Below are 25,772 nucleotides of genomic sequence, written 5' to 3' on the forward strand. Positions count from 1 at the left end.
AGCGGGCGCCTGGCCGGTCGGCCAGGCGCGCCGGCGCCCCGGTTCGCGCGTGCGCACGCGCCGCATCCTGCCCACGCAGCGGCGAGCGTCACGCCGACCTGCAACCACCGGCCGCGGCGCCGCTCGCGGCCGCCCATGAAAAAGCCCCGCACGTGGTGCGGGGCTTCGTGTGCAAGCAGCGGCGCGTGCGGCTTACTTCACGCGCATGCCGGGCTTCGCGCCGCTGTGCGGCTCGAGGATGTAGAGGCCCGGCTCGGCCTTCTCGTCGGCCGCCGACGCGGCGAGCACCATCCCTTCGGACAGCCCGAACTTCATCTTGCGCGGCGCGAGGTTCGCGACCATCACCGTCAGCTTGCCGACGAGCTGCTCGGGCTGGTACGCGGACTTGATGCCCGAGAACACGTTGCGGGTCTTTTCCTCGCCGACATCGAGCGTGAGCTGCAGCAGCTTGTCGGAGCCCTCGACGGCCTGACACGCGACGATCTTCGCGATGCGCAGGTCGATCTTCGCGAAATCGTCGATCGAGATCGGACCGTCGTCGGCGCCGTTCGCCGCAGCGACCTTCGCGTTCGCCTTCGCGTTTTTCGCGTCCTTCGCGGCGTTGGCGGCGGTTGCCCCCGCGGCAGCGGCGCCGGCGGCCTCGGCCTGCAGCGAATCGCGGTTCGCGGCGAGCAGCGCGTCGATCTGCTTCGGATCGACCCGCGTCATCAGGTGCTGGTACGCCTTGATCGGCTGCGCGGACGACAGCGGCTTCGCGGCGTCGGCCCACGTGAGCGGCGCGATTCCGAAGAACGCCTCGACGGCTTCGGCCACGCGCGGCATCACCGGCTTCAGCGCGAGCGACAGCAGGCGGAACGCCTCGAGGCTCACGCTGCAGGTTTCGTGCAGTGCGACCGCGTTGGCCGGATCCTTCGCGAGTTCCCACGGCTTCGCGCCGTCGACGTACGCGTTCACTTCGTCCGCGAGCTCCATCGTCTGGCGCAGCGCGCGGCTGTATTCGCGCGCTTCGTAGTGCGCGGCGATCGCCGGAATCGCATCGCGCAGCGTCGCGACGAGCGGATGGTTCATCGCGCTGTCCTGCACGCGGCCGTCGAAACGCTTGAGCAGGAAGCCGGCCGCGCGGCTCGCGATGTTCACGTACTTGCCGACGAGGTCGCTGTTCACGCGCGCCTGGAAATCGTCGAGGTTCAGGTCGATGTCTTCCATCGTCGCGTTCAGCTTCGCGGCGAAGTAGTAGCGCAGCCATTCCGGGTTCAGGCCCGTGTCGATGTAGCTCTGCGCGGTGATGAACGTGCCGCGCGACTTCGACATCTTCGCGCCGTCGACCGTCAGGAAGCCGTGCGCGAACACGTTGGTCGGCGTGCGGTGGCCCGAGAACTCGAGCATCGCCGGCCAGAACAGCGTGTGGAAATACAGGATGTCCTTGCCGATGAAGTGGTACTGCTCGGCCTTCGTGCCCGGGCGGATCCACGCATCGAAGTCGATGCCGTTGCGGTCGCACAGGTTCTTGAAGCTCGCGTAGTAGCCGACCGGCGCGTCGAGCCACACGTAGAAGTACTTGCCGGGCGCGCCCGGGATCTCGAAGCCGAAGTACGGCGCGTCGCGCGAGATGTCCCAGTCGGCGAGCCTGGCCTCGCCGGCGTCGCCGAGCCATTCGCGCATCTTGTTGGTCGCTTCGGGCTGTGCGAGGCCGCTGACCCATTCGCGCAGGAACGACTCGCAGCGCGGGTCCGACAGGCGGAAGAAGTAGTGCGTCGAGGTCTTGCGCACCGGCGTCGCACCGGACACGACCGAGTACGGGTTCAGCAGTTCGGTCGGCAGGTAGGTCGAACCGCACACTTCGCAGTTGTCGCCGTACTGGTCCTTCGCGTGGCACTTCGGGCATTCGCCCTTGATGAAGCGGTCCGGCAGGAACATTTCCTTGACCGGGTCGTACGCCTGTTCGATCTCGCGCTCGGCGATCAGGTCGTTTTCCTTCAGCGCGAGGTAGATCTTCTCGCTCAGCACGCGGTTCTCGTCCGAGTCGGTCGAGTAGAAGTTGTCGAACGACACGCCGAAGCTGTCGAAGTCGCGCTTGTGCTCGGTCCACACGCGCTCGATCAGCTGCTTCGGCGTCAGGCCTTCCTTCTCCGCGCGCAGCATGACCGGCGTGCCGTGCGTGTCGTCGGCGCCGATGTAGTAGACCTCGTGACCGTGCATTCGCAGCGTCCGCACCCAGATGTCGGTCTGGATGTACTCGACCAGGTGGCCGATGTGGATCTGGCCGTTGGCATAGGGCAGTGCGGACGTAACGAGGATCTGGCGGCTGCCTTGCGGCGCCGCAGCCTGCACGGAAGTGAGGTCGGATGCGGACATAGGGTCTGTAGAAGAACGGCGGAAACGACGGAAACTGCGATTCTATCAGGGGCGCGGGCAGGTCAGCCGGCGCGGGCGCCGTGGATCGGGCGCCGGAAGGGGCGGGGCCGCGGCGGCGGCGTGCCAGGCGGTGCGATGCTGCGATGCAGCAGGCGAATTCCGGGCAAAAAAAACCGGGGCGAATTCGGCCCCGGAGCAACAACGACAAGAGGAGAATGGTGACGCGCCGGCAGCGCCAGCCGCGTACCGTAAAGACAGACCGCGGGTCGCGACAGAAGTTCGAAATTTTTTTCGATTTGTTACGGAGCCCGCGGGAAGCCTTGTGCGGCGGGGCCGCGCGCCCGGCGCGCGACCCCGTTTCCTCTCGCGACGATGCTTACTGCTGGGCTGCGCGCAGGTAGATCTCGACGCGGCGGTTTTGTGCGCGGCCGGCTTCGGTCGCGTTGTCCGCGATCGGGTTCGACGGGCCCATGCCCTGTGCCGCCAGGCGGCCGCCGGCGACGCCACGCTGCACCAGCGCGTTGACGACGCTCTGCGCGCGGTTCTGCGACAGCGTCTGGTTCAGCTGCTGCGAACCCGTGCTGTCCGTGTAGCCGACGACCGATGCCGTCACTTGCGGGTTCTGGTTCAGCGTCGTCGCCAGGTCGTTCAGCAGCGGCGTGAAGGCCGGCGTGATCGCGTACTGGTTGGTCGCGAACGTCACCGAACTCGGCACGTTCAGCTTCAGCGAGCCGTCCGGCTGCTCGGTCACCTGCGTGCCCGTCTTGGCTGCCGACGGCGCGAGCTTGTTCTTGATCGCCTGCCAGTTGTAACCCGTCACGCCGCCGACCAGTGCGCCGACGCCCGCGCCGATCGCCGCGCCCTTGCCGCCGCCGGCCAGCGCGCCGATGCCTGCGCCGAGCGCTGCGCCCGTGCCGGTCCCGACGGCCGTGTTGTTGCCTTGCTGCGTGGCGCAGCCTGCCAGCAGTGCGCCGGCCAAGGCGAAGACGGACAGGCGAGTCGCGATTTTCATGTTCATCTTGAATTCCTCTCTTGGTTGAACGAGTCGACAACGACGACAAACAACAGTTATGGCTCCCGGCACGGACGCCCGAAAAAGGTGGGCAGGCCCGTGCCCGCGGCAGCCGCCGAGGCGGCTGCATGCCCTGTTCGCCAGCGTGGCTGTTCCGGACAGGGTGATGCGTCAGCCTCTACAATATAGGCGGTTCGTGGCCGATTTGGCCCCATAGCATGCCGCACGCGAAGATTGCTCCGCCGCGCGCGTTCGCGCAATGGCGTGCAACAGATTCTTTCACTTTTCCCGATTTTCGCAGCGTTATTTGATATTTCTTGACGTTTGCGCGAGAGAAAAACGTTTTCACGGAGTTTCGATGAGCATTGACCGGGCACAAGTCGACGCCGCATTGGCGGCTGTCGTCGACCCCAATACGGGCCGTCCTTACGCGGCGAACAAGGGCGTGCGCAACGTCGCGATCGACGGCGACGCCGTGGCGGTCGACGTGGTGCTCGGCTATCCCGCGCGCAGCCAGCACGACGACGTGCGCGCGCGCATCGCCGCTGCGCTGAAGGCCGTGCCGGGCGTGCGCGACGCACGCGTCGCCGTGTCGCAGGAGATCGTCGCGCACACGGTGCAGCGCGGCGTGAAGCTGCTGCCGAACGTGAAGAACATCGTCGCGGTCGCGTCGGGCAAGGGCGGCGTCGGCAAGAGCACGACGGCCGTCAACCTCGCGCTCGCGCTCGCCGCGGAAGGCGCGTCGGTCGGCATTCTCGACGCCGACATCTACGGTCCGTCGCTGCCGACCATGCTCGGCATTCACGGCCAGCGGCCCGAGTCGCCCGACAACCAGTCGATGAACCCGCTGGTCGGCCACGGGCTGCAGGCGAACTCGATCGGTTTCCTGATCGAGGAAGACAACCCGATGGTGTGGCGCGGCCCGATGGCGACGTCGGCGCTCGAGCAGCTGCTGCGACAGACCAACTGGCGCGAGCTCGACTACCTGATCGTCGACATGCCGCCGGGCACGGGCGACATCCAGCTCACGCTCGCGCAGCGCGTGCCGGTGACCGGCGCCGTGATCGTGACGACCCCGCAGGACATCGCGCTGCTCGACGCGAAGAAGGGCCTGAAGATGTTCGAGAAGGTCGGGATTCCGATCCTCGGTATCGTCGAGAACATGAGCATCCACGTGTGCTCGAACTGCGGCCACGAAGAGCACATCTTCGGCGCGGGCGGTGCCGAGCGGATGGCGCAGGACTACGGCGTGACCGTGCTCGGCAGCCTGCCGCTCGACATCGCGATCCGCGAGCGCGCCGACAGCGGCACGCCGACGGTCGCGGCCGAACCGGACGGCGCGCTGGCGCGGCGCTATCGCGACATCGCGCGCGGGGTCGCGCTGGCGATCGCCGAGCGCGCACGCGACATGACGTCGAAGTTCCCGTCGATCGTTGTTCAAAATACGTAAAACCCTTGCGGGGCGGGGCCTCACGCTGTTTACGGCGCCGCGAGGCGCGGTATCATGGCGACTTTTCCCGGGTCCCTTTACCCGCCCGGCATGGCCGCCGTGTCGAACGGCCGCCAGCCGGCATGAGGATCGAATGAACCAACGACATCACGGCGTGCGCGCCGGCCGCGCGCGGCGCGCGCTGCTGGCCGCCGCCGCGCTGGGCCTGCTGGCCGGCTGTACCTCTTTTTCCTCGTCGCACGAAAAGCGTGCCGATGCGCAGTTGCAGCCGACCGTCGGCTCGCAGGCGCGCGGCGCGGTGACGTTCGTCGAACGCCCGGACGGCGTCCAGGTCACGTACAACCTGGCCGGCCTGCCGCCGAACAGCGATCACGCGCTGCAGGTGCACGAGCGCGGCGACTGCAACGCGGGCGACGGCTCGAGCGCCGGCCAGGTGTTCGCGCCGGCCGCCGACCGGCTGCGTGCGGGCGCGCGCGTCGCCGGCGATCTCGGCAACATCCATGCGGATGCGAACGGCGTCGCCGCCGGTTTCATCGTCGCGCCCGATCTGGCCCTCGACGGCGTGCGCTCCGCGCTGAACCGCGCGGCGCTGGTGCACCGCGACCCGAGCGATCCGGCGTTTCCGCAGCATGGCGCGGGGCCCGCGCTCGCCTGTGGCGTGATCCGTTGACGGCCGCCGCGTACGCGAGCCGATGATCGCGTAAAATGTGCGCCTTTCCGGGTCGCCGCGTCGCGAGCGGCCCTTCCTGACTGTCACGCAGCGTTTCCTGGCGCCCCGATATGAAACGACCCCAACGCTCACTTCGTTCGCTGTCCCCCGCGGGGACGGCCAGCCTTCTTGGGACGGCCCGGCGGAGGCTGGCATGAGCATCAAGTCCGACAAGTGGATTCGGCGCATGGCCGAAGAACACAAGATGATCGAGCCGTTCGTGCCCGATCAGGTCCGCGCGTCCGAGGACGGCCGCCGGATCGTCAGCTACGGCACGTCGAGCTACGGCTACGACATCCGCTGCGCGGACGAATTCAAGATCTTCACGAACATCAACTCGACGATCGTCGATCCGAAGAACTTCGACGAGGGTTCGTTTGTCGATTTCAAGGGCGACGTGTGCATCATCCCGCCGAACTCGTTCGCGCTGGCCCGCACCGTCGAATATTTCCGCATCCCGCGCACCGTGCTCACCGTCTGCCTCGGCAAGTCGACCTACGCGCGCTGCGGGATCATCGTCAACGTGACGCCGTTCGAACCCGAGTGGGAAGGCTACGTCACGCTGGAATTCTCGAATACCACGCCGCTGCCCGCGAAGATCTACGCGAACGAAGGTGTCGCGCAGGTGCTGTTCTTCGAAAGCGACGAAGTGTGCGACGTGTCGTACGCCGATCGCGGCGGCAAGTATCAGGGTCAGCGCGGTGTCACGCTGCCGAAAACCTGATCTGGTTGCATAACGTCTCACCAGTTTCCGGGTGACCGCTGCGCGTGACGCGCCGCGGTCGTTCTTTTTGGAGAATCGCCCATGAAGTTTCGTTTCCCCGTCGTCATCATCGACGAAGATTTCCGCTCCGAGAACATCTCGGGCTCCGGCATCCGGGCGTTGGCCGAAGCGATCGAGAAGGAGGGCGTCGAAGTCCTCGGCCTCACGAGCTACGGCGATCTGACGTCGTTCGCGCAGCAATCGAGCCGCGCGTCGTGCTTCATCCTGTCGATCGACGACGACGAACTCATGCTCGGCGAAACGGGCCCGGACGGCGAACTGCCCGAGCTCGCGACCGCGATCATCGAGCTGCGCGCGTTCGTCACCGAAGTGCGCCGCCGCAACGCGGACATCCCGATCTTCCTGTACGGCGAGACGCGCACGTCGCGGCATCTGCCGAACGACATCCTGCGCGAACTGCACGGCTTCATCCACATGTTCGAGGACACGCCGGAGTTCGTCGCGCGCCACATCATCCGCGAGGCGAAGGTCTATCTCGACTCGCTCGCGCCGCCGTTCTTCAAGGAACTGGTGAAGTACGCGGACGAAGGCTCGTACTCGTGGCACTGCCCGGGCCACTCGGGCGGCGTCGCGTTCCTGAAGAACCCGCTCGGCCAGATGTTCCACCAGTTCTTCGGCGAGAACATGCTGCGCGCCGACGTCTGCAACGCGGTCGACGAACTCGGCCAGCTGCTCGATCACACGGGCCCGGTCGCGGCGTCCGAGCGCAATGCGGCGCGCATCTTCAGCGCGGACCACCTGTTCTTCGTGACCAACGGCACGTCGACGTCGAACAAGATCGTCTGGCACGCGACGGTCGCACCCGGCGACATCGTGCTGGTCGACCGCAACTGCCACAAGTCGATCCTGCACGCGATCACGATGACGGGCGCGATCCCCGTGTTCCTCACGCCGACGCGCAACCACTTCGGCATCATCGGGCCGATCCCGCGCGACGAATTCAAGCCGGAGAACATCCGCCGGAAGATCGAGGCGAACCCGTTCGCGCGCGAGGCGATGCGCCAGAACCCGGACATGAAGCCGCGCATCCTGACGATCACGCAGAGCACGTACGACGGTGTCGTCTACAACGTCGAGATGATCAAGGACCTGCTCGGCGACCTGCTCGACACGCTGCACTTCGACGAAGCGTGGCTGCCGCACGCGACGTTCCACGACTTCTACCGCGACATGCACGCGATCGGCGACGGCCGCCCGCGCACGGGCGCGCTCGTGTTCGCGACGCACTCGACGCACAAGCTGCTCGCCGGCATCTCGCAGGCGTCGCAGATCGTCGTGCAGGATTCCGAGAACCGCACGTTCGACAAGCACCGCTTCAACGAGGCGTACCTGATGCACACGTCGACGAGCCCGCAGTACGCGATCATCGCGTCGTGCGACGTCGCGGCCGCGATGATGGAGCCGCCGGGCGGCACCGCGCTCGTCGAGGAGTCGATCGCCGAGGCGATCGACTTCCGCCGCGCGATGCGCAAGGTCGACGCCGAATACGGCGACGACTGGTTCTTCAGCGTGTGGGGTCCGGACGACCTGTCGGAAGAAGGCATCGGCTCGCGCGACGACTGGATGCTGAAGCCGAACGACCACTGGCACGGCTTCGGCCCGCTGGCGGAAGGCTTCAACATGCTCGACCCGATCAAGGCGACGATCATCACGCCGGGGCTCGACGTCGACGGCGAGTTCGGCGAGACGGGCATCCCGGCCGCGATCGTCACGAAGTACCTGGCCGAGCACGGCATCATCGTCGAGAAGACGGGCCTGTACTCGTTCTTCATCATGTTCACGATCGGCATCACGAAGGGCCGCTGGAACTCGATGGTGACCGAGCTGCAGCAGTTCAAGGACGACTACGACAACAACCAGCCGCTGTGGCGCGTGCTGCCGGAATTCGTCGCGCAGCATCCGCGCTACGAGCGCGTCGGCCTGCGCGACCTGTGCACGCAGATCCACGACGTGTACCGTGCGAACGACATCGCGCGCCTGACGACGGAGATGTACCTGTCGGACATGGAGCCGGCGATGAAGCCGTCGGACGCGTTCGCGAAGCTCGCGCACCGCAAGATCGACCGCGTGCCGCTCGACGAGCTCGAGGGCCGCGTGACGAGCATCCTGCTGACGCCGTACCCGCCGGGCATTCCGCTCCTGATCCCGGGCGAGCGCTTCAACAAGACGATCGTGAACTACCTGCGGTTCGCGCGCGACTTCAACGAACGCTTCCCGGGCTTCCACACCGACATCCACGGCCTCGTCGCGGAAGAGGTGAACGGGCGCGTCGAGTACTTCGTCGACTGCGTGCGCGACTGATGGCGACGCAGGGACGAATCCGGACGATGCGCGCGGCGCTGGCCGCGCTCGTCGCCTGGGCGAGCTGGTCGGCAGGGCCGGCTGGGCTGACCGTCGCGCATGCGGAAGTGGCGGCGGCCGACCCGATCGACGTCGCGATGCGGCAGTGTCTCGCGCGGCGCGACCGGTCGTCGACGGCCGGCCAGATCCAGTGCATGGGCGAAGCGCAGCAGCAGTGGCAGGCGGTGATGGACGGCGCGTACCAGCGCCTGTCGAACGACGCGCCGGCCGACGCGAAGCGCGGCTGGCAGGACAGCCAGCGCCGCTGGGTCACGTGGCGCAAGGATGAAATTCATCTGCTGAAGGCCGTGTACGACACGACGCGCGGCACGTCGTACGCGATGTCGAGCGCCGACATGCAGCTGCAGCCGGTGCGCGATCGCGCGTTGGCGCTGCGCGCGGCGGCCGACCGTTATGCACCGCCGCCTGCCGCCGTGCCGGTGGCGGCCACGAGCGGTGCGCAGGGCGGCACCCGCGGCGGTGCGGTCGCGGCGCCAAGCGCCGCCGCGGCAGCCGGCGGCAAGCCGGCGAACGCGCCGCGCGATCCGGCGATCCGCCGCGTGCGGCCGTGCGTGCAGGATGCCGCATGCGAGCACGCGCTGTTCGACTTGAACCGCTATTACCAGAAGCTGCGTCGCAAGATGCCCGCGCATTCGGCCGCGACGCTCGTGCGCGCGCAACGCGCGTGGGAAGCGTTCCGCGATTCGACTGCGCCGCTCGTCGGCGAGGACGGCCGCGTCGACTTGATCGGCGCGCGCATCGCGACGATGAAGCGTCTGTCGGAGACGGCCGGCAACGACTGAGGATCGCCGCGATGCCGGTCATCCGGCGCGGCAACGCAAAACGGGCACCCGCGGGTGCCCGTTTGCATGTGGCGCGCCGCGTGGCGCTTACGCGGGCTGCTGCGTGTCCAGACGGCCGAACCACGACGGCACGAGCGCGACTGCATCGTCGAGCGACGCGAGCACGTGCAGGCTCAGCGCGACGATCTCGGGCGTCGGCGCCTTCAGGTCGGGCACGGTGACGACCGACGCACCGGCGCCGGCGGCCGATTGCGCGCCGAAATCGCTGTCCTCGAACGCGACGCACGCGTGCGCCGGCACGCCGAGGCGTTCGGCCGCGAGCCGGTACACGGCCGGGTCGGGCTTGCCGCGCGCGACTTCGTCGCCACCCGCGATCGCGCGGAAGAACGGCAGCACGCCGACCGCGTCGAGCCGCGCACGAATCACGTCGCGCGCGGACGACGACGCGACCGCGCACGGAATGCCGGCCTGCGCGAGCGTCTCGAGCAACGCCAGCGCGCCGGACTTCAGCGGAAACTTCGGATGGGGTTCGGGCGCGGCGAGTTGCTCGCGCACGCGGATGCGCACGGCGTCGAACGTGTCGGCGTGGCCGATCAGCCGCGCGAGAATCACCTGGCCTTCGGCGAACGAGCGGCCGACGATCTGCAGGTAGTCGATCTCGGTCAGCACGACGCCATGCGCGTTCGACACGTCGATCCACGTGTTCATGATGGTCCGCTCGGAATCGACGAGCAGGCCGTCCATGTCGAAGAGCGCGGCGGAGAAGGTCATCGGCGGTGTCCGGAAAGCGGGAAAACGGAACGGCGGGGAAGGCGTCGGGCGGCGCGACGGCCGCCCGAATGAAGAACGGACGCCGAAGGCGTCCGTCCGCGACGGCAGGCTTACTTGCCGAGCGCGGCGCGCGCGGCCTTGACCGCCGCACGCACCTGATCGGGGGCCGTGCCGCCCGGGTGGTTGCGGCTCGCGACCGACCCTTCGAGCGTCAGGTAGCCGAACACGTCGTCGCCGATCAGGTGCGCGACGTTCGGCAGTTCCTGCTTCATTTCGTCGAGCGTCAGGTCGGCGAGGTCGATCCCGCGGTCGTCGCAGATCTTCACCGCGTGCGCGACGGCTTCGTGCGCATCGCGGAACGGCAGGCCGCGCTTCACGAGGTAGTCGGCGAGGTCGGTGGCGGTGGAGAAGCCCTGCAGCGCGGCCGCGCGCATCGCGTCCGGCTTCACGGTGATGCCCGCGACCATCTCGGCGAAGATCCGCAGCGTGTCGGCGACGGTGTCGACCGTGTCGAACAGCGGTTCCTTGTCTTCCTGGTTGTCCTTGTTGTACGCGAGCGGCTGGCCCTTCATCAGCGTGAGGAGCGCCATCAGGTGGCCGTTCACGCGGCCGGTCTTGCCGCGCGCGAGCTCGGGCACGTCCGGGTTCTTCTTCTGCGGCATGATCGAGCTGCCGGTGCAGAAGCGGTCGGCGATGTCGATGAAGCCGACGCGCGGGCTCATCCACAGCACGAGTTCCTCGGAGAAGCGCGACACGTGCGTCATCACGAGCGCGGATGCCGCCGTGAATTCGATCGCGAAGTCGCGATCCGACACCGCGTCGAGCGAGTTCGCGCAGATGCCGTCGAAGCCGAGCGTCTTCGCGACTGCGTGACGGTCGATCGGATAGCTGGTGCCGGCGAGCGCGGCCGCGCCGAGCGGCAGGCGGTTCACGCGGGTGCGGCAGTCGCGCATGCGCTCGGCGTCGCGCGTGAACATCTCGACGTACGCGAGCAGGTGGTGGCCGAACGTGACCGGTTGCGCGACCTGCAGGTGCGTGAAGCCCGGCATGATCGTGTCCGCGTTCTGCTCCGCGAGGTCGATCAGCGCGCCACGCAGGTCGTTCAGGAGGCCGCCGATGCGGTCGATCTCGCCGCGCAGCCACAGACGGATGTCGGTCGCGACCTGGTCGTTGCGCGAGCGGCCCGTGTGCAGGCGCTTGCCGGCGTCGCCGATCAGCGCGGTGAGGCGCGCCTCGATGTTCAGGTGGACGTCCTCGAGATCCAGCTGCCATTCGAATTCGCCGCGCTCGATCTCGCCCTTGATCTGCGTCATCCCGCGTTCGATCGCGGCGAGGTCGTCGGCGCTGATGATCTTCTGCGCCGCGAGCATGCTCGCGTGCGCGAGCGAGCCGGCGATGTCGACGAGCGCGAGGCGCTTGTCGAAAAACACCGACGACGTGTAGCGCTTGACCAGCTCCGACATCGGTTCCGAGAAGCGGGCCGACCAGGCCTCGCCCTTTTTGTGCAGTTGGGACGTCATGGCGATTCTTCGAAGGGGAGTTGGGCGGCGTGCGCCGCCGAGGGAATCCCGCAATTCTAGCATTCGTGGGGCGGGCGGCCGGCCTTCGCGGGCGTGGGCCGGTCGTTCAATCGCGCACGAGCACGACCAGCTTCAGGTCCTCGCGGTGCGCGGGTTTCAGCGTGATCTGCTGGTACACGAGGCGGCCGTCGGCCGGATGGTCGAATTCGCGCAGGCCGCCTTCGCGCTCGAACACGTCCTGCGACGCCCAGTACTGCGCGAAGGCATCGCTGCCGGCCATCAGCGCGTCGATCAGCGCGCGGGTCGGCGCATCGGCGAGGTGGCGGATCGAGTCGGCGCGGAATTCGGCCGCGAGCCGGCGCGCGCGGGTTTCCCAGTCGACGATCAGCGTGCGCGCGGCCGGCGCCATGAACGTGAAGCGCAGCAGGTTGCGGTCGTGCTCGTCGTCGAGCCAGCCCGTGAACAGCGCGGCGGCCGGCGCGTTCCATGCGAGCGCGTTCCATTGCCGGTCGAGCACGTACGCCGGCGTGGCGATCGCGGCGACGGTGGCGGCGAGCGTCGGCGGCAAGTCGCCGGCCGCGACGTCGGGCTCGGCCGGATCGCGCTGTGCGGCCAGTTCGAACAGGTACGCGCGTTCGGCCTTCGACAATTGCAGCGCGACGGCGATCCGCGCGAGCGCGTCGGCCGATGCCGACACCGGGCGGCCCTGCTCGATCCACGTGTACCAGGTCGGGCTGACGCCGCACAGCTGCGCGACTTCCTCGCGCCGCAGCCCCGGCGTGCGGCGGCGCGGGCCGGGCGGCAGGCCGACGGCCTGCGGCGACAGCCGCTCGCGGTGTGCGCGGATGAATTCGCCGAGCGCGCGGGCGGGCGTCGCATCGAGGGGCGGGGTGGGGGCGGACGACGGCTGGTTCATGCGGAAACGGCTGAAAAGGGGCGCTGAGTGCGCGGCAAGGATCAGGCAGGTGTAACAAATACCAGAATAACTGCTTAACTTGTACTGGTACAGGCGCGGCCCTATTGTAGCGATTCGCGCGCTGACAGGCAGCGAGCACCCCACCCAAGGAAGGAGCGAACGATGAAACACCACGACCAGGTCGCCGACGCATTCGGCACGACGGCCGCCGCCTACCTGACGAGCACGGTCCACGCGACGGGTGCCGATCTGCAGGCGCTGGCCGACGCCGTGCGCGCGACGCCCGAAGCCGCGGTGCTCGATCTCGGCTGCGGCGCCGGCCACGCGAGCTTCGCGGTTGCTCCGCACGTGCGCGACGTGGTCGCGTACGATCTCGCCGCGCCGATGCTCGCGACCGTCGATGCCGCCGCGCGCACGCGCGGGCTCGCGAACATCCGCACGCAGCAGGGCCCCGCCGAGCAACTGCCGTTCGACGCGGGCACCTTCGACTGGGTGGTCAGCCGGATGAGCGCGCACCACTGGCACGACGTGCGCGCGGCGCTTGCCGAGGTGCGCCGCGTGCTGAAGCCCGGCGGCCGCGTGCTGATGATCGACATCGCGGGCAACGACCATCCGCTGCTCGACACGTATCTGCAGGCCGCGGAAGTGCTGCGCGATGCGTCGCACGTGCGCGACTACCGTGCCGACGAATGGCTCGCGATGTTCCGCGACGCCGGGTTCGACGCGCACGTGCAGAGCCGCTGGCGCCTGCCGATCGATTTCGCTACGTGGGTCGAGCGGATCCGCACGCCGGCCGACAGCGTCGCGGGCATTCGTGCGCTGTGGGCGCATGCGCCCGACGAGGTGCACGGCTACTACGCGGTGCAGCCGGACGGCTCGTTCGAGCACGACGCGTTGCTGATCGACGCGCAATGAGCGCGAGGGACGGCACGGCGGCCGGTGCCGTCGCGCCGTTCGATGAAAAAAGCCGCGATACGCGGTCGCGTATCGCGGCTTTCGTTTTGCGGCTTTCGTTTCGCGATGACGGCGCGGCGCGGGGCAGGCCCGCACCGCGCTCGGATCAGCCCGTGTTGCGCAGGCCGGCCGCGATCCCGTTGATGGTCAGGTGAATCCCGCGGCGCAGCCGCGCGTTCGAGTCGCCCGCGCGGTGACGCTTGATCAGCTCGACCTGCAGGTGGTTCAGCGGATCGAGATACGGGAAGCGGTTCTTGATCGAGCGCGCGAGCAGCGGGTTGGTCGCGAGGCGGCCTTCGTGCCCGGTGATTTCCGCGAGCGCCTGCGATGTGCGCTCCCATTCCGCGACGATCCGCTCGAACACGTGCTTGCGCAGCTTGCGGTCGGCGACCAGCTGCGCGTAGCGCGACGCGACCGCGAGATCGGTCTTCGCGAGCACCATGTCCATGTTCGACAGCAGGTTCGCGAAGAACGGCCAGGTCTTGTTCATCTTCCTGAGCAGCGCGACGCGCTTCGTGCGCTCGGCCGCGTCCTGCGCGCCGTCGAGATACGCGCTCACCGCGCTGCCGAAGCCGTACCAGCCCGTCAGCAGCAGCCGGCACTGGCCCCACGAGAAGCCCCACGGAATCGCGCGGAGATCCTCGATCCTGCGGTTCTTCGGATCCTGCAGCTTGCGCGAGGCCGGGCGGCTGCCGATGTTCAGCTCGGCGATCTCGGTGATCGGCGTCGACGAGAAGAAGTAGTCGGTGAAGCCGGGCGTTTCATAGACGAGCGCGCGATACGACGCCATCGCGGCGTCGGACAGCGTCTGCATCGCGGCTTCGAACGCGGGCAGTTGCGCGGGCGCGTTCGATTGCGGCAGCAGCGACGCCTCGAGCGTCGCGGCGACCACCGTCTCGAGGTTGCGCCGGCCGATCTCGGGGTTCGCGAACTTGCTCGCGATCACCTCGCCCTGTTCGGTCAGGCGGATCTGGCCGTTCACGGTGCCCGGCGGCTGCGACAGGATCGCCTGGTAGGTCGGGCCGCCCCCGCGGCCGACCGTGCCGCCGCGGCCGTGGAACAGGCGCAGCGTGATCTTGCGTTCGCGGAACAGGTCGACGAGCGCGAGTTCCGCGCGATACAGCTCCCAGTTGGACGTCAGGAAGCCGCCGTCCTTGTTGCTGTCCGAGTAGCCGAGCATCACTTCCTGTTCGGCGCCCTGGTGCGCGATCAGCGCGTCGATGCCCGGCAGTGCGAAGTATTCGCGCATGATGCGCGCGGCATCGCGCAGGTCGGGAATCGTCTCGAACAGCGGAATCACCATCAGGCCGTTCTTCGCATGGTGGCCGAGCGTGCCTTCGAGCAGGCCCGTTTCCTTCTGCAGCAGCAGCACCTCGACGAGGTCGCTGACGGTTTCCGTGTGCGAGATGATGTAGTTGCGCACCGCACGCGCGCCGAATTGCGCGCGTACCTCGCGGGCTTTCTCGAACACGCCGAGCTCGCTCTGCGCGAGCGCCGAGTATTCGAGGTACTGCGAGCGCAGCGGGCGGGGATCGGCAAGCGCGGCCAGCAGCACGCGCAGCTTGTCTTCCTCGGCGAGCGCCGCGTAGTCGGCTTCGACGCCGGCGCGCGCGAACAGCTCGGCGACCACGGCTTCGTGGATGTCGGAGCTCTGGCGCAGGTCGATGCTCGCGAGATGGAAGCCGAACACTTCGGCCGCGCGCACGAGCGGCGCAAGGCGCGGTGCGGCGAGCGACGCGCCGTGATGCTCGTCGAGCGAGGCGGTCAGCACCTTCAGGTCGGCGACGAAGGCTTCGGAATCGGCGTACGGCACCGCGCGCACCGGCGGCGCACCGCGGCCGGCGCTGCGTACCGGCACCGTGCCTTCGCCGAGCCGCACGCGCGCGCTTGCGGCGAGCCGCGTGTAGATGCCGATCAGCGCACGGCGATACGGCTCGTCGACGCGATGCGGCGACTGGTCGGGCGACGCGGCCGCGAGCGCCTTCACCGCGTCGTTCGCGCCGACCAGCAGGTTCGATACCGACAGCTCGGCGCCGAGCTTGTGCACCTGTTCCAGATAGTGTTCGAGGATCACCGCGGATTGGCGGTTGATCGCTTCTTCGAGGGTCGGGGCGGTCACGTTCGGGTTGCCGTCGCGATCGCCGCCGATCCAGCTGCCCATCTGGAAGAACGCCGGCACGCGCGCGGACAGGCCGTGCTCGGCGAGCGCGGCCTCGATGTCGCCGTACAGCGCGGGCAGTTCGTCGAGGAACGTCGCGCGGTAGTACGACAGCGCGTTCTCGATCTCGTCGCCGACCGTCAGGCGCGCGTCGCGCAGCATGCGGGTCTGCCACAGCGCGGTCACGCGCGCGCGCAGCATCGATTCGTTGTACTGGCGCTCGCGCGCGGTCAGCTCCTGGTCGCGCTCGGCGAGCAGCCGCGCGATGTCGTGCTGCGCGTCGAGGATGCTCTTGCGCTGCACTTCGGTCGGGTGCGCGGTCAGCACCGGCACGATCAGCGCATCGTCGAAGAAGCGCTGCAGCAGGCGCTTCGACGCGTTGCCGGTCGTCTTCAGCTGCTCGAGCGCGTATGCGACGGTGCCGGGCTGCGGCGCGGAGCCGGCCAGCGCGTGGATGCGGCGGCGGCGGTTGTGGTGGCGGTCTTCCGCGATGTTCGCGAGGTGCGAGAAATAGCTGAACGCGCGCACGACGCTCACCGTCTGCTCAGGCGTCAGCTTGCGCAGCTTCTTCTCCAGCGTTTGCGCGGCCTCGCTGTCGTCCTCGCGGCGAAACTTCACCGCCGTCTGGCGAATGGTCTCGACGACGTCGAACACGGTGTCGCCTTCCTGTTCACGCACCACGTCGCCGAGCAGGCGGCCGAGGTAGCGGATGTCCTCGAACAGCGGACCGTCCTTGTCCTCGCGCGTGCGGGGGCCGGGCTTCGCCGCGCCGGCCTTGCGGGCGGCCGGGGCGGCGGATTTGATCGCGCGTTTTGTCTGACGTATCGGGTCTTTCGGTTTCGTTGCCGTTTTCGCACGGCCGTTCGCGGCGGTGGCGATGGTGCCCGTCGGGGCATCGGAGGAGGGCAGGGCAGCATTGCGGCGCGCCGTACGCGCCGATCCGGAAGACTTCACGATGGGTTTCCTTGGGAAAGCTCGAGTCAAAAGGGACTGCGGGGACTGCGGAAACTACGGGAACTGCGGTCAAGCAACCAGCTACGTGCGGCACATCCGCGCATCGGTGTCGCCGCCCGCGCCGAAGCGCGGCGGGCGCAGGCTCCGGGCCCGGGCGGGCCGGGGCGTGCGTGCTACCATTGTTCGATCTTCAATCCCGTCCTTCGATGTTCCAGCAATGAATTCCGAGACTCTTGCGGCACAAGCTCCCGCGACGCTGACGATCGCTTCGCGCGAGAGCCGCCTCGCGATGTGGCAAGCCGAACATGTGCGTGATGCGCTGCGCAAATTATATCCAGCTTGTGACGTGAAAATCCTCGGGATGACGACCCGTGGCGATCAGATTCTCGATCGCACGCTGTCGAAGGTCGGCGGCAAGGGCCTGTTCGTGAAGGAGCTGGAGAATGCGCTCGCCGACGGCCGTGCCGACCTCGCCGTGCATTCGCTGAAGGACGTGCCGATGGCGCTGCCCGACGGTTTCGCGCTGACCGCGATCATGGAGCGCGAGGATCCGCGCGACGCGTTCGTGTCGAACGACTACGCGTCGCTCGACGCGCTGCCGGCCGGCGCCGTCGTCGGCACGTCGAGCCTGCGCCGCGAGGCGATGCTGCGCGCGCGCTATCCGCACCTCGACGTGCTGCCGCTGCGCGGCAACCTCGACACGCGCCTGTCGAAGCTCGATCGCGGCGATTACGCGGCGATCATCCTCGCGGCCGCGGGCCTGAAGCGTCTCGGCCTCGAAGCGCGGATCCGCGCGCTGATCGACGTCGAGGACAGCCCGCCGGCCGCCGGCCAGGGCGCGCTCGGCATCGAAATCGCCGCGCACCGCACGGACGTCGCCGGATGGCTCGCGCCGCTGCACGACCCGCAGACCGCGCTCGCGGTCGAGGCCGAGCGGATGGTGTCGCGCGCGCTCGGCGGCAGCTGCGAGGTGCCGCTTGCCGCGCACGCGGTGTGGCGCGCGGGCGAGCTGTACCTGACGGGCCGCGTGTCGACGACCGACGGCCGGCGCGTGCTGACCGCCGAGGAGTGCGGCGCGGTGATGACCGTCGCCGATGCGCTCGCGCTCGGCCGCGCGGTGTCCGACGAGCTCGAGGCGCAGGGTGCGCTCGACATCGTCAACGCACTGCTCGCCGGCTCGCAGGCCGGCAAGGGCGACGCCTGATGGCGGGCGGCGCGCGCGCGTTCACCGCCGTCCTGACGCGCCCCGACGGCCAGTCGGCCGCGCTGGCGGCCCAACTGGCCGAGGCCGGTTGCGACGTGCTCGAATTCCCGCTGATCGATATTGCGCCGGTCGACGATCCGGCGCCGCTCGACGCCGCGTTCGCGGCGCTCGCGGACTACGCGCTCGTGATCTTCGTATCGCCGAACGCGATCGACCGCGCACTCGCGCAGTACGGCGCGATCTGGCCGAATGCGCTGCCGGTCGGCGTCGTCGGGCCCGGCAGCGTCGCGGCGCTCGAGCGCCACGGCATCGCGGCGCCCGCGCATCGCGTGATCGCGCCGCAGGCGCCCGCCGACGGCGGCGTCCCGCATTACGATTCGGAAAGCCTGTTCGCGAGCATCGAGGCCGCGTTCGGCGGCGCGCAGGCGCTGGCGGGCAAGCGCGTGCTGATCGTGCGCGGCGACGGCGGGCGCGAATGGCTCGCCGAGCGGCTGCGCGAAGCCGGCGCGGACGTCACGCTGGTGGCCGCGTACCGGCGCGTCGTGCCCGAGCCGCGCGTCGGCGCGTGGGAGCGCGTGCATGCGCTGCTCGCCGGCGCGCCGCACGGGTGGCTCGTCACGAGCTCGGAGGGCGTGCGCAACCTGCACGAACTCGCGCGCACGCACCTGAACGACGCCGAGATCGAGGCGCTGAAGCACGCGCCGCTCGTGACGCCGCACCCGCGCATCGAGCAGACCGCGCGCGCACTGGGTTTTGATAGGATTACGCTGACCGGCGCGGGCGATGAGCGCATCGTCCGCGCGTTTCGAACGATGGCCGACGAGGCCGTCCAACCGGCGACAGCCGCACCGGTGACTAAACGCATGACAGATACCAACGATTCCAAAAGCGTCGCTTCCCAGCCGGCCGCTGCTTCCGCACCGCCGTCCCGTCCCGCCTATATGGCGTCCGAACCGCCTGCGCGCCGCGGCGGCAGCGCGGTGCTGTGGTTCGTCGTCGTCGTGCTCGGCTGCGCGGCGGGCGCTGGCGGCTATGCGCTGAACCGCAAGGTCGACCGGCTCGACGATTCGTTCGTCGCACGCCAGAAGGTGCTCGATGCGCAGACGGCCGAGATCCGCATGAAGACCGAGCAGGCGCTCGCGGGCACGCACCAGGTCGACACGCAGCTCGCGCAGCTCGACGGCAAGCTCGCCGACGCGCAGAGCGCGCAGCAGGCGCTGCAGCAGCAATACCAGGACCTGTCGCGCAACCGCGACGCGTGGATGCTCGAGGAAGTCGACCAGATGCTGTCGAGCGCGAGCCAGCAACTGCAGCTCACCGGCAACACGCAGCTCGCGCTGATCGCGCTGCAGAATGCCGACGCGCGCCTCGCGACGTCGCAGAGCGCGCAGGCCGTCACGGTGCGCAAGGCGCTCGCGCAGGACATCGAGAAGCTGAAGGCCGCGCCGTCGGCCGACCTCACGGGCCTCGCGATCAAGCTCGACGACGCGATCGCGAAGATCGACGCGCTGCCGCTGTCGGGCGAGGCGATGGTTCCGCACGCGTCGCCGAAGGCCGCGCCGGCCGAGGCCGCGTCGCCGGTGGCAGCCGACACGCCGCGCTGGAAGGTGTGGTGGCATGACTTCTCGGCCGGGCTCGGCGAGCAGCTGAAGGGCCTCGTGCAGGTGCGCCGGATCGACAATGCCGACGCGATGCTCGCGTCGCCCGACCAGGGCTACTTCGTGCGCGAGAACGTGAAGCTGCGCCTGCTCACCGCGCGGCTGTCGCTGCTCGCGCGCAACGACGGCGCGATGAAGGCCGACCTGCACGCCGCGCAGGCGTCGCTCGGCAAGTATTTCGACCAGGCATCGAAGGACACGCAGACCGTCGAGGATCTGCTCAAGCAGGTCGACGGTGCATCGCTGACGGTTGCGGTGCCGAACCTGAACACGAGCCTGAACGCCGTTCAGCAGTTCAAGAGCCGGGGGTAACGATGACGCTTCGAGGAATCGTCTGGCTCGCGATCCTGTTCGCGATCGCCGCGGCACTCGCCACCGTCGGCCATTTCGACGCGGGGCAGGTGCTGCTCGTCTATCCGCCGTACCGGGTCGACGTGTCGCTGAACCTGTTCGTGATCTCCATCGTCGTGCTGTTCATCGTCGTGTACGCGCTGCTGCGCATCGTGCGCAACATCTGGCGCATGCCGCAGCGGGTCGCCGCGTATCGCGCGCGTTCGCGCAACGAGAAGGCGCAGGCGTCGCTGCGCGACGCGATCGCGAACCTGTACGCGGGCCGCTTCTCGCGCGCCGAAAAGGCCGCGCGCGACGCGCTCGCGGTCGATGCGAACCAGGGCGCCGCGAGTCTCGTCGGGGCCACCGCCGCGCACCGGATGCACGAGTACACGCGCCGCGACGACTGGCTGTCGAAGGTCGACGCGCCGGAATGGCAGGACGCACGGCTGCTCGCCGCGGCCGACATGCGCGCGGATGCGCGCGATGCCGACGGCGCGCTCGCCGCGCTGGCCGACCTGCAGGCGGGCGGCAAGCGCATCCATGCGCAGCAGGTCGCGCTGCGCGCGCAGCAGCAGTTGAAGAACTGGGCCGAGGTGCTGAAGCTCGCAAAGGCGCTCGAGAAACGCGAGGCGCTGCATCCGGCCGCGGCCGTGCGGCTGCGCCAGCAGGCGGCTGAGAACCTGCTGCGCGAACGCCGGCACGACCCGGACGCGCTGCTCGAGGTGTGGCAGTCGCTGTCGCCGCTCGAGCGCCAGTCGCCGCGCCTGGCCGATCTCGCGGCCGAGCTGCTGGTGACGCTCGAGCGCCGCACCGAAGCGCGCCGCATCGTCGAGGACGCGCTCGCGCACAACTGGGATGCGCGCCTGCTGCGCCGCTATCCGGACACGGCCGGCGGCGATGCGCTGCCGCTGATCCAGAAGGCCGAAGGCTGGAAGAAGGATCACCCGGACGATGCCGACCTGCTGTTCGCGCTCGGCCGTCTCTGCCAGCAGCAGCAGCTGTGGGGCAAGGCGCAGTCGTTCCTCGAAGCCGCGCTGAAGCAGGCCGACAACGAGGCGCTGAAGGTGCGTGCGCACCGTGCGCTCGCCCGCCTGTTCGAGCACCTCGGCGAAACCGACAAGGCGGCGAAGCACTACCGCGAAAGCGCGCTCGCGATCACCGTGGTCTGACGCGGCGGCGCTCGCCCGCCGCGCGTAAAAAAGCCCCGAACGCCGGATGGCCTTCGGGGCTTTTCTTATGCGCTCCCGGCTCGCCGGACCGGACCGGACCGGACGCGCTACGCGCGGAGCCGGCGCGGCAAGTCGTCTTCGCCCGCGACGAACCGCATCGCGGCGCGCCGCGTCACGTCACCTGTCGACGAGCCGCTTCGGCACCGACAGCGCGAGCAGCCCGCCAAGCACGAGGAACCCGGCGAGCATGTACATGCCCGCGTCGTTGGCGCCCGTCGCCTGCTTGAGCCAGCCCATCATGTACGGGCTCAGGAAGCCCGCGAGGTTGCCGATCGAGTTGATCATCGCGATGCCCGCCGCGGCCGCCGCGCCGCCGAGGAACGCGGTCGGCAGGCTCCAGAACAACGGCAGCGTCGTCAGGATGCCCATCGTCGCGAGCGTGAGGCCGAGCATCGCGAGCGCCGTCTGGTGCGCCCAGATCACCGACAGCACGAGCCCGAGCGCGCCGAATGCGGCCGGAATCGCGAGGTGCCAGCGTCGTTCGCGGCGCTTGTCCGCGCTGCGCGCGATCAGGATCATCGCGACCACCGCCGCCGCATACGGAACCGCCGACAGCAGCCCGATCATGAACGTGTCGGTCACGCCGGTCGCCTTGATGATCGTCGGCAGCCAGAAGCCGACGCCGTACAGCCCCATCACGAACGAGAAGTAGATGAGCGCCATCAGCCACACGCGCGGGCTCGCCATCACCGCGCCGAGCGGCAGGTCTTCCTTGGTCGCTTCCTCCGCGTCGACGTTGCGCGTGAGCAGCGCCTTTTCGTCGTCGGTGAGCCATTTGGCCTTCGCGATCCGGTCGTCGAGCGCGAAGAACACCAGCACGCCGGCCAGCACCGACGGGATCCCTTCGAGCAGGAACAGCCACTGCCAGCCGTGCCAGCCGCTCACGCCGTTGAACGCCTTCAGGATGAAGCCGGAGATCGGCCCGCCGATCACCCCGGACAAGGCGACTGCCGTCATGAAGAATGTCGTCATCCGGCCGCGTCGGTGCGCGGGATACCAGTAGGTGAGGTACAGGATCACGCCGGGGAAGAAGCCGGCCTCGGCGACGCCGAGCAGGAAGCGCATCACGTAGAACATCGCGGGCGTCGTGACGAACATCGTCAGGATCGAGATCACGCCCCACGTCGCCATGATGCGCGCGATCCAGACGCGCGCGCCGACCTTGTGCAGGATGATGTTGCTCGGCACTTCGAACAGGAAGTAGCCGAAGAAGAAGATCCCGGCGCCGAGCCCGTAGACGGTATCGCTGAGATTCAGGTCGCTCGCCATCTGCAGCTTCGCGAAGCCGACGTTCACGCGGTCGAGATACGCGACCACGTAGCACAGCAGCAGGAGCGGCGTGAGCCGCCACGACACCTTGCGGTAGGTTGCTTCCTCGAATGCGCCGGACGAGCCCGGCAGCGACTGCGTCGATGTTGCCATGTTGTCTCCTGTCCTTTCTTGTGGTGGCCGGAGCCGGCGCGGCGGCGCCCGATCCGGTGTCGTGCGAAGCAATGACGATGCGTGGATGCGGCGCCGGCCGGCGCTGCCGGCGCGGCGCCATCACGGCCGTGCGGCTAGATGCAGCGCCCGCCGTCGACTTCGAGACAGACGCCGGTGATGAACTCGGCTTCGTCGGATGCGAGGTACAGGGCCGCGTTCGCGATGTCCTGCGGCGTCGAGAAGCGGCCGAGCGGAATCGTCGCGAGGAACCGGCGGCGATTCTCCGGCGTGTCCTCGCAGCCCATGAACTCGGTCATCAGGCCCGTCTCGCCGAGCACCGGGTTGATGCAGTTCACGCGGATCCGGTCGGCGCCGAGCTCGGCCGCGAGCGACTTGCTCGCGGTGATCATCGCGCCCTTCGTGCTGTTGTACCAGACGAGGCCCGGGCGCGGCCGCACGCCGGCCGTCGACGCGACGTTCACGAACACGCCGCCGCCCTGCGTGCGGAAATACGGAACGAAGGTCTGCACGCTCCAGAACAGGCTCTTCATGTTGACGGCGTACACGCGGTCGAACTCGGCTTCCGTCACGTCGAGCACCGGCTTGTTGCGATGGGTGGTGCCGGCGTTGTTCACGACGATCTGCACCGAATGGAAATCGTCGAGCGCGGCCTGCAGCAGCGCGCGCCAGTCGGCGTCCTTCGACACGTCGCCCGCGACCGCGATCGCCTTGCCGCCCGCCAGCGCGATCTCGCTCGCGACGCGCTCGGCCGCCGCACCGTTCAGGTCGTTGACGACGACGTTCGCGCCTTCGCGCGCATAGGTCTTCGCGATGCCTTCGCCGAAGCCCGAACCGCCGCCCGTGACGAGGGCCGTCTTGCCGCTCAACCGCATGGTGTGTCTCCTGTGCTGGATGCGTGCAGGGTGCTGCGGGACACGGCCGGTCCGTTGCCGGCCGCGTTCGTCAGGTTCAGCCGTGCCGGATCGCGATCGTCTTCAGCGTCGTGAAACCGTACAGCGCCTCGAAGCCTTTCTCGCGGCCGTGGCCCGAGTGGCCGACGCCGCCGAACGGCAACTCGACGCCGCCGCCCGCGCCGTAGTTGTTGATGAACACCTGGCCGGCACGCAGGCGGCGCGCGAGACGCAGCTGGCGCGCACCGTCGCGGGTCCAGATGCCGGCGACGAGGCCGTATGGCGTGCCGTTCGCGAGTGCGACCGCTTCGTCTTCGTCGACGAAGCGCATCGCGGCGAGCACCGGGCCGAATACTTCCTCCTGCGCGAGCCGGTGCGACGCCGGCACGTCGCGCAGCAGCGCGGGCGCCTGGTAGAAGCCGCTTTCGGGCGCGTCGGCGACGACCTGGCCGTGCCCGGCCATCGGGATGCCGTCGTGCTGCGCGTCGGACAGGAAGTCCCACACGCGCTGCTGCTGTTTCGCGTTGATCAGCGGGCCACAGTCGAGATCCGCGCGGCTCGGGCCGACCCGCAGCCCGTTGAACGCGGTGGCGAGCCGTTCGACGAGCGGCTCGTACACCGCGCGCTCGATCAGCACGCGGCTGCCGGCCGAGCAGGTCTGCCCGCCGTTCTGTACGATCGCCGACACGAGCACGGTAGTGCCGCTTCGAGATCGGCGTCGGCGAACACGATCTGCGGCGACTTGCCGCCGAGCTCGAGCGTGACGGGCACGTGGTTTTCGGCGGCCATCTGCGTGACCAGCTTGCCGGTCGCGGGCGAGCCGGTGAACGAGATGTGATCGATGCCGGGATGGCGCGCGAGTGCCGCTCCCGCTTCATGGCCGTAGCCGGTGACCACGTTCAGCGCACCGGCCGGCAGCCCGGCTTCGGCGGCGAGTTCGGCCACGCGCAGCACCGACAGGCACGCATCCTCGGCCGGTTTCACGACGCATGCGTTGCCGGCCGCGAGCGCCGCGCCGACGCTGCGCCCGAAGATCTGCATCGGGTAGTTCCACGGCACGATGTGGCCGGTGACGCCGTGCGGCTCGCGCACCGTCAGTACCGTGTAGCCGGCCTGATAGGGGAGGGTTTCGCCGTGCAGCTTGTCGGCGGCGCCCGCGTAGAACTCGAAGTAGCGGGCGAGCGCGGCGGCGTCGGCACGCGCCTGCTTCAGCGGCTTGCCGGTGTCGCGTGCCTCGATCGCGGCGAGTTCCTCGAGATGGTCGGCGACGCGCGCGGACAGCCGCATCAGCACACGGCCGCGCTCGGCGGCGCTCGCCGCGCCCCACGGGCCCGCGAACGCGTCGCGGGCGGCGGCGACCGCGCGTTCGATGTCGGGCGCCGTGCCGCGCGCGATCGTCGCGAACGGCTGGCCGTCGGACGGGTCGACGACCGGAATCGTCTCCAGTTGCGCGGGCAACGTCCATTCGCCTGCGATGAAGTGCTTCGCTTCTTCCATGCGTGCTCCTGTCGACCCGAGTTGGCGCTTTAGCGCCTACTCGGCTTCCATGCAACATCACCCGGGGTTCGATGGCCGGACATCCGGAACGATTATCGCGCCGATCGTCATCCGGACGCCACCGGTCGATTGGCTATAATGGCGCATTCCCTGCGGGGACGCCCGCGGCGGTGCAACGGCCGCGGCGCCCCTGTCCCGAATTCCATCGACCAACAGAGAGCGCTATGAGCTTCAATCATGTTCCGGCCGGCAAGGACCTGCCGCACGATTTCAACGTGATCATCGAGATCCCCGCGCAAAGCGATCCGGTGAAGTACGAGGCGGACAAGGAGCTGGGTCTCCTCGTCGTCGACCGCTTCATCGGTACCGGCATGCGCTATCCGGTGAACTACGGCTACATCCCGCAGACGCTGTCGGGCGACGGCGATCCGGTCGACGTGCTGGTGATCACGCCGTTCCCGCTGCTGGCCGGCTCGATCGTGCGTTCGCGCGTGCTCGGCATGCTGCAGATGACCGACGAGTCGGGCGTCGACGCGAAGCTCGTCGCCGTGCCGCACGACAAGGTCTGCCCGATGACGGCGAACCTGAAGTCGATCGACGACGTGCCCGAGTACCTGAAGGACCAGATCAAGCACTTCTTCGAGCAATACAAGGCGCTCGAGAAGGGCAAGTGGGTGAAGGTCGAAGGCTGGGCCGGCATCGACGCCGCGCACAAGGAAATCGCCGACGGCGCCGCGAACTACAAGAAGTAAGCCGGCTGGCCGGCCTCGCGGCCGGCTCGTTCGGAACGCA

The 25,772-nt window shown here is 68.8% G+C and carries 18 protein-coding genes and 1 pseudogene; 10 read left to right on the forward strand and 9 right to left on the reverse strand.

Annotation, left to right across the window (positions count from 1 at the left end):
• Nucleotides 1-192: 192 nt before the first annotated feature.
• Together metG and PL79_RS16105 are read right to left on the reverse strand one after the other, a co-directional pair.
• A complete protein-coding gene (gene metG, locus PL79_RS16095; RefSeq protein WP_044847721.1) occupies nucleotides 193-2,355 on the reverse strand; it encodes a methionine--tRNA ligase in 2,163 nt (720 codons plus the stop codon).
• A 376-nt stretch (nucleotides 2,356-2,731) separates the two neighbouring features.
• The gene (locus PL79_RS16105; RefSeq protein WP_044847722.1) at nucleotides 2,732-3,373 is read right to left on the reverse strand and encodes an OmpA family protein; all 642 of its coding nucleotides are present in this window, start codon (nucleotides 3,371-3,373) and stop codon (nucleotides 2,732-2,734) included.
• A gap of 352 nt (nucleotides 3,374-3,725) precedes the next feature.
• Here PL79_RS16105 and apbC point away from each other — a divergent pair, with 352 nt between their 5' ends.
• From apbC to PL79_RS16130, 5 genes are all read left to right on the forward strand, one after another.
• Nucleotides 3,726-4,817: an iron-sulfur cluster carrier protein ApbC gene (apbC, locus tag PL79_RS16110; protein WP_044847723.1), complete on the forward strand. Its 1,092-nt coding sequence runs from the start codon at nucleotides 3,726-3,728 to the stop codon at nucleotides 4,815-4,817.
• 133 nt (nucleotides 4,818-4,950) lie between these two features.
• On the forward strand, nucleotides 4,951-5,487 hold the full coding sequence (gene sodC, locus PL79_RS16115; RefSeq protein ID WP_044847724.1) for a superoxide dismutase [Cu-Zn]: 537 nt from the start codon (nucleotides 4,951-4,953) through the stop codon (nucleotides 5,485-5,487).
• Between the two features lie 193 nt (nucleotides 5,488-5,680).
• Entirely contained in the window at nucleotides 5,681-6,250 is a 570-nt protein-coding gene (dcd, locus tag PL79_RS16120) for a dCTP deaminase (protein WP_006398615.1), read from the forward strand.
• An 81-nt stretch (nucleotides 6,251-6,331) separates the two neighbouring features.
• Nucleotides 6,332-8,611 (forward strand): arginine/lysine/ornithine decarboxylase, encoded by a 2,280-nt coding sequence (locus PL79_RS16125; RefSeq protein ID WP_044847725.1) that lies wholly within the window; start codon nucleotides 6,332-6,334, stop codon nucleotides 8,609-8,611.
• Nucleotides 8,611-9,453, forward strand: coding sequence for a lysozyme inhibitor LprI family protein (locus PL79_RS16130; RefSeq protein WP_044847726.1), 843 nt, complete (start codon nucleotides 8,611-8,613; stop codon nucleotides 9,451-9,453). Before PL79_RS16125 ends, PL79_RS16130 begins: the two co-directional genes overlap by 1 nt.
• A gap of 87 nt (nucleotides 9,454-9,540) precedes the next feature.
• Here the strand turns inward: PL79_RS16130 and PL79_RS16135 are convergent, their stop codons facing one another.
• The 3 genes from PL79_RS16135 to PL79_RS16145 form a co-directional block, all read right to left on the reverse strand.
• Nucleotides 9,541-10,224 (reverse strand): HAD family hydrolase, encoded by a 684-nt coding sequence (locus tag PL79_RS16135; protein ID WP_044847727.1) that lies wholly within the window; start codon nucleotides 10,222-10,224, stop codon nucleotides 9,541-9,543.
• A gap of 110 nt (nucleotides 10,225-10,334) precedes the next feature.
• Entirely contained in the window at nucleotides 10,335-11,744 is a 1,410-nt protein-coding gene (argH, locus tag PL79_RS16140) for an argininosuccinate lyase (RefSeq protein ID WP_044847728.1), read from the reverse strand.
• Nucleotides 11,745-11,850: 106 nt separating this feature from the next.
• A complete protein-coding gene (locus PL79_RS16145) occupies nucleotides 11,851-12,660 on the reverse strand; it encodes a helix-turn-helix transcriptional regulator (protein WP_044847729.1) in 810 nt (269 codons plus the stop codon).
• Nucleotides 12,661-12,822: 162 nt separating this feature from the next.
• Here PL79_RS16145 and PL79_RS16150 point away from each other — a divergent pair, with 162 nt between their 5' ends.
• The gene (locus PL79_RS16150; protein ID WP_044847730.1) at nucleotides 12,823-13,575 is read left to right on the forward strand and encodes a class I SAM-dependent methyltransferase; all 753 of its coding nucleotides are present in this window, start codon (nucleotides 12,823-12,825) and stop codon (nucleotides 13,573-13,575) included.
• A gap of 145 nt (nucleotides 13,576-13,720) precedes the next feature.
• On the opposite strand, the gene ppc is transcribed toward PL79_RS16150, so the two are convergent.
• Complete coding sequence (gene ppc / locus PL79_RS16155) at nucleotides 13,721-16,726, reverse strand: phosphoenolpyruvate carboxylase (RefSeq protein ID WP_044847731.1); 3,006 nt, start codon at nucleotides 16,724-16,726, stop codon at nucleotides 13,721-13,723.
• Between the two features lie 217 nt (nucleotides 16,727-16,943).
• On the opposite strand from ppc, the gene hemC reads away from it, so the two are divergent.
• From hemC to PL79_RS16170, 3 genes are read left to right on the forward strand one after another with little or no spacing between them, the layout of a single operon-like run.
• Complete coding sequence (gene hemC, locus PL79_RS16160) at nucleotides 16,944-17,930, forward strand: hydroxymethylbilane synthase (RefSeq protein WP_044847732.1); 987 nt, start codon at nucleotides 16,944-16,946, stop codon at nucleotides 17,928-17,930.
• Nucleotides 17,930-19,900 (forward strand): fused uroporphyrinogen-III synthase HemD/membrane protein HemX, encoded by a 1,971-nt coding sequence (hemDX, locus tag PL79_RS16165; protein ID WP_044847733.1) that lies wholly within the window; start codon nucleotides 17,930-17,932, stop codon nucleotides 19,898-19,900. The genes hemC and hemDX overlap by 1 nt, the downstream gene beginning before the upstream one ends.
• Nucleotides 19,901-19,902: 2 nt before the next feature.
• Nucleotides 19,903-21,090: a heme biosynthesis protein HemY gene (locus tag PL79_RS16170; RefSeq protein ID WP_044847734.1), complete on the forward strand. Its 1,188-nt coding sequence runs from the start codon at nucleotides 19,903-19,905 to the stop codon at nucleotides 21,088-21,090.
• A 177-nt stretch (nucleotides 21,091-21,267) separates the two neighbouring features.
• On the opposite strand, the gene PL79_RS16175 is transcribed toward PL79_RS16170, so the two are convergent.
• The 3 genes and pseudogenes from PL79_RS16175 to PL79_RS16185 form a co-directional block, all read right to left on the reverse strand.
• Nucleotides 21,268-22,572, reverse strand: a complete 1,305-nt coding sequence (locus tag PL79_RS16175) for an MFS transporter (protein ID WP_044847735.1) — start codon at nucleotides 22,570-22,572, stop codon at nucleotides 21,268-21,270.
• Nucleotides 22,573-22,706: 134 nt separating this feature from the next.
• Entirely contained in the window at nucleotides 22,707-23,465 is a 759-nt protein-coding gene (locus PL79_RS16180) for an SDR family oxidoreductase (protein ID WP_044847736.1), read from the reverse strand.
• A gap of 154 nt (nucleotides 23,466-23,619) precedes the next feature.
• Nucleotides 23,620-24,980 (reverse strand): annotated as a pseudogene (locus PL79_RS16185) (aldehyde dehydrogenase family protein); the annotation flags it as partial.
• Nucleotides 24,981-25,204: 224 nt separating this feature from the next.
• Between PL79_RS16185 and ppa the strand changes: the two are divergent.
• Nucleotides 25,205-25,732, forward strand: a complete 528-nt coding sequence (gene ppa / locus PL79_RS16190; protein WP_011885693.1) for an inorganic diphosphatase — start codon at nucleotides 25,205-25,207, stop codon at nucleotides 25,730-25,732.
• Nucleotides 25,733-25,772: the final 40 nt, after the last annotated feature.

Origin of the sequence: Burkholderia sp. USMB20 (assembly GCF_000949135.2) — a bacterium.
Lineage (GTDB): Bacteria > Pseudomonadota > Gammaproteobacteria > Burkholderiales > Burkholderiaceae > Burkholderia.

Bases quoted from the DNA above. Each gene is read 5' to 3' on its own strand.
- argH (WP_044847728.1), bottom strand. From the start codon at position 11,744: ATGACGTCCCAACTGCACAAAAAGGGCGAGGCCTGGTCGGCCCGCTTC.
- ppa (WP_011885693.1), top strand. From the start codon at position 25,205: ATGAGCTTCAATCATGTTCCGGCCGGCAAGGACCTGCCGCACGATTTC.
- PL79_RS16105 (WP_044847722.1), bottom strand. From the start codon at position 3,373: ATGAACATGAAAATCGCGACTCGCCTGTCCGTCTTCGCCTTGGCCGGC.
- metG (WP_044847721.1), bottom strand. From the start codon at position 2,355: ATGTCCGCATCCGACCTCACTTCCGTGCAGGCTGCGGCGCCGCAAGGC.
- hemDX (WP_044847733.1), top strand. From the start codon at position 17,930: ATGGCGGGCGGCGCGCGCGCGTTCACCGCCGTCCTGACGCGCCCCGAC.
- dcd (WP_006398615.1), top strand. From the start codon at position 5,681: ATGAGCATCAAGTCCGACAAGTGGATTCGGCGCATGGCCGAAGAACAC.
- PL79_RS16135 (WP_044847727.1), bottom strand. From the start codon at position 10,224: ATGACCTTCTCCGCCGCGCTCTTCGACATGGACGGCCTGCTCGTCGAT.
- hemC (WP_044847732.1), top strand. From the start codon at position 16,944: ATGAATTCCGAGACTCTTGCGGCACAAGCTCCCGCGACGCTGACGATC.
- PL79_RS16125 (WP_044847725.1), top strand. From the start codon at position 6,332: ATGAAGTTTCGTTTCCCCGTCGTCATCATCGACGAAGATTTCCGCTCC.
- PL79_RS16170 (WP_044847734.1), top strand. From the start codon at position 19,903: ATGACGCTTCGAGGAATCGTCTGGCTCGCGATCCTGTTCGCGATCGCC.
- sodC (WP_044847724.1), top strand. From the start codon at position 4,951: ATGAACCAACGACATCACGGCGTGCGCGCCGGCCGCGCGCGGCGCGCG.
- PL79_RS16145 (WP_044847729.1), bottom strand. From the start codon at position 12,660: ATGAACCAGCCGTCGTCCGCCCCCACCCCGCCCCTCGATGCGACGCCC.
- PL79_RS16130 (WP_044847726.1), top strand. From the start codon at position 8,611: ATGGCGACGCAGGGACGAATCCGGACGATGCGCGCGGCGCTGGCCGCG.
- PL79_RS16175 (WP_044847735.1), bottom strand. From the start codon at position 22,572: ATGGCAACATCGACGCAGTCGCTGCCGGGCTCGTCCGGCGCATTCGAG.
- PL79_RS16150 (WP_044847730.1), top strand. From the start codon at position 12,823: ATGAAACACCACGACCAGGTCGCCGACGCATTCGGCACGACGGCCGCC.
- apbC (WP_044847723.1), top strand. From the start codon at position 3,726: ATGAGCATTGACCGGGCACAAGTCGACGCCGCATTGGCGGCTGTCGTC.
- PL79_RS16180 (WP_044847736.1), bottom strand. From the start codon at position 23,465: ATGCGGTTGAGCGGCAAGACGGCCCTCGTCACGGGCGGCGGTTCGGGC.